We start from the raw sequence: 2,516 nt of genomic DNA, 5'->3' as shown, positions 1-2,516 counted from the left end.
GTAAGCGTTGGCCCGGGGTCACGTTGTAGGGTGTGATCCGGGCTGCGAGAACGAACCCATCTTATGATGGGGAGTGCGTTTCGCAATGTGCGCTACAAATTCGTTTCTCAGATCGCTTGGCGTTGAGATTTATGCGTCCGGCCACCGCCGTTGGTCGGATACCGCAAAGTCACAGGCGGTGGCGGACACGCTTGAGGTGGGTGCAACGGTGAACGCTGTCGCTGAGCGATATGGCATCCTTCCGAACCAGCTATCGGCGTGGCGTCGACTGGCCAAGCAAGGAAAGCTGTTGCTACCGGCGCCGGAGGCCGCTGAGCCGCTCTTCGCTCCACTGGTGGTTTCTGCTGGGCCGGAAGAGCCCACAGAAGCTCTGACTGTTTCGAATGAGGCGATCAGATTGATCTTTGGAGAGATCGCCATCGAGCTGCCGCTGCAGACATCTGCCTCTCGGATTGCAGAGATCGCCCATGCGCTTGAAGCTTCTTCATGCTGATGCCATCGCAAGGTGTTCGGATATTGGTTGCGACGCGGCCGGTGGACTTCCGTAAAGGACACGATGGATTGGCTTCGATGGTGCAGTCGGCATTGGCCCAAGACCCCTTCACCGGAACAGTCTTTGTATTCCGCGCCAAGCGGGCCGACAGGATGAAGATTTTGTTCTGGGACGGCAGCGGGCTCGTGATGACCTACAAACGACTTGAGGTGAACAGCTTCATTTGGCCCGCCATTCGAGATGGCGTGATCACCTTGAACCGTCCTCAATTCGAGGCGCTTTTTGCAGGGTTGGACTGGCGTCGGGTGCGATCTTTAGAACCCCGCAGACCGGCTGCGGCAGAGTGACTCGGGGGCGCAAAAGGCCTGCCCATTTGGGCGTAAATCAAGCTATAATCCGGGCATGTCCAACCTGCCGCCCATCGATATATCCGCCATCCCCGAGAGCCAGCGTGAAGCTGTCTTGGCGGTGCTGCGCGAGAACAAATCGCTGAAGCAAGAGACGACCGGGCTGCAAACCAAAGCATCTGAGCTGGAGGTTTTGGTTAAGCGTCTGGAGCACCTCATTGCCGAGCTCAAGAACGCCACCCACGGCAAGCGCTCGGAGAAGTTAAGCGAGGATGAGCGGCAGCTGGCTTTTGAAGACCTTGAGGTGGCCGTCGCTGAAGTTGAGACTCAGCAAGCTGAGCAGACCTGCTCAGAGGCACGGCCTCGCAAAGCGGCCCGGCGCAACCGTGGCAATCTTCCTGCAGACCTTCCACGGGTTGAACGGGTGGTCGAGCCTCAGAGTTTGAACTGCCCCTGCGGATGTGGCGAGATGCACCGTATTGGCGAAGACCGCACCGAGCGACTGGATATCATTCCAGCGCAGCTGCGTGTCATCGTCACCGTTCGCCCCAAATATGCTTGCCGCTCCTGCGCTGAAGGTATCACGCAGGCCTCGGCTCCTGCGCATTTAATCGAAGGCGGGTTGCCGACTGAGGGCGCCATTGCACATGTGCTTGTCAGCAAGTTCTCAGACCACCTGCCGTTGTATCGCCAAAGCCAAATCCTTGCTCGCTCCGGCATCGACATCCACCGCAGCACTTTGGCAGATTGGGTTGGCACAGCGGCTTTCCATCTGAGCCCTGTCGTGGACCGCTTGGCTGAGCATCTAAAGAAGTCCGGTAAGCTGTTCATGGATGAGACAACCGCCCCCGTCTTGGACCCAGGTCGAGGTCGCACAAAGACCGGATACCTTTGGGCACTGGCGCGCGACGACCGAGGATGGGGTGGAGATGATCCACCAGGCGTTATCTTCACCTATGCTCCAGGTCGTGCGGGGCAGAATGCAGAGCAGATCTTGCGGGGCTTTGACGGCACTCTGCAACTGGACGGCTATGCTGGCTACAACCGACTGACGCGCCCGTCGCGGAAAGGCGGCGAGCCGATCACCGTCGCGTATTGTTGGGCACACGCACGCCGCAAGCTGAAAGAGGTCTTTGACCGAGACGGCTCAGAGATCGCCGCAGAAGGGCTGCGTCGGATCGCGGAGTTCTACCGCATTGAAAGCGAGATCCGTGGGATGGGTCCCGGTCAGCGCCTCTCGGCACGTCAGACCCGCACGGCGCCATTGGTTGCAGAGTTCGGCGAGTGGCTTCAGAACCAACGGTGCCGGATCTCCTCGAAGTCCCGCTTGGGCGAGAAGTTGACCTATATCCATCGTCAATGGAACGGGCTGCAAACCTTCCTGCACGACGGTCGGGTCGAGATCGACTCCAATGCCGTCGAGAACCTAATCCGCCCAATTGCCCTGACGCGAAAGAATGTGCTTTTTGCCGGCCACGACGAAGGTGGTCGCGCCTGGGGCCGCATTGCATCTCTCATTGCCACGGCGAAGGTCAATGATGTCGAACCGTTCGCATACCTCAAAGCCACCCTCGAAGCGATTGCGTTAGGTCATCCTGCCAATCGCATCGACGACCTTCTTCCGTGGAATTTCCAGCCGTTAAGCTGATCTCAAGTGCCGCGTAGCCGCCGCTTAC

3 protein-coding genes are annotated in these 2,516 nt (G+C 58.9%); all 3 read left to right on the top strand.

The genetic code is table 11. The features are described 5' to 3' along the window. The first annotated feature begins 85 nt into the window (after positions 1 to 85). The 3 genes from BLS57_RS19500 to tnpC are packed head-to-tail and all read left to right on the top strand — an operon-like array spanning position 86 to position 2,488. Complete coding sequence (locus tag BLS57_RS19500; RefSeq protein WP_093744252.1) at positions 86 to 493, top strand: transposase; 408 nt, start codon at positions 86 to 88, stop codon at positions 491 to 493. Further along, complete coding sequence (tnpB, locus tag BLS57_RS19495; protein WP_093744251.1) at positions 487 to 840, top strand: IS66 family insertion sequence element accessory protein TnpB; 354 nt, start codon at positions 487 to 489, stop codon at positions 838 to 840. The genes BLS57_RS19500 and tnpB overlap by 7 nt, the downstream gene beginning before the upstream one ends. 55 nt (positions 841 to 895) lie before the next feature. After that, on the top strand, positions 896 to 2,488 hold the full coding sequence (tnpC, locus tag BLS57_RS19490) for an IS66 family transposase (protein ID WP_093744250.1): 1,593 nt from the start codon (positions 896 to 898) through the stop codon (positions 2,486 to 2,488). Positions 2,489 to 2,516: the final 28 nt, after the last annotated feature.

This window comes from Sulfitobacter delicatus, from assembly GCF_900102535.1.
GTDB lineage: Bacteria > Pseudomonadota > Alphaproteobacteria > Rhodobacterales > Rhodobacteraceae > Sulfitobacter > Sulfitobacter delicatus.
This window is presented reverse-complemented; position numbering and strand designations above follow the sequence as displayed.

Excerpts from the sequence above, each read along its gene's own strand:
- BLS57_RS19500 (WP_093744252.1), top strand. The coding sequence starts at position 86 with ATGTGCGCTACAAATTCGTTTCTCAGATCGCTTGGCGTTGAGATTTAT.
- tnpC (WP_093744250.1), top strand. The coding sequence starts at position 896 with ATGTCCAACCTGCCGCCCATCGATATATCCGCCATCCCCGAGAGCCAG.
- tnpB (WP_093744251.1), top strand. The coding sequence starts at position 487 with ATGCTGATGCCATCGCAAGGTGTTCGGATATTGGTTGCGACGCGGCCG.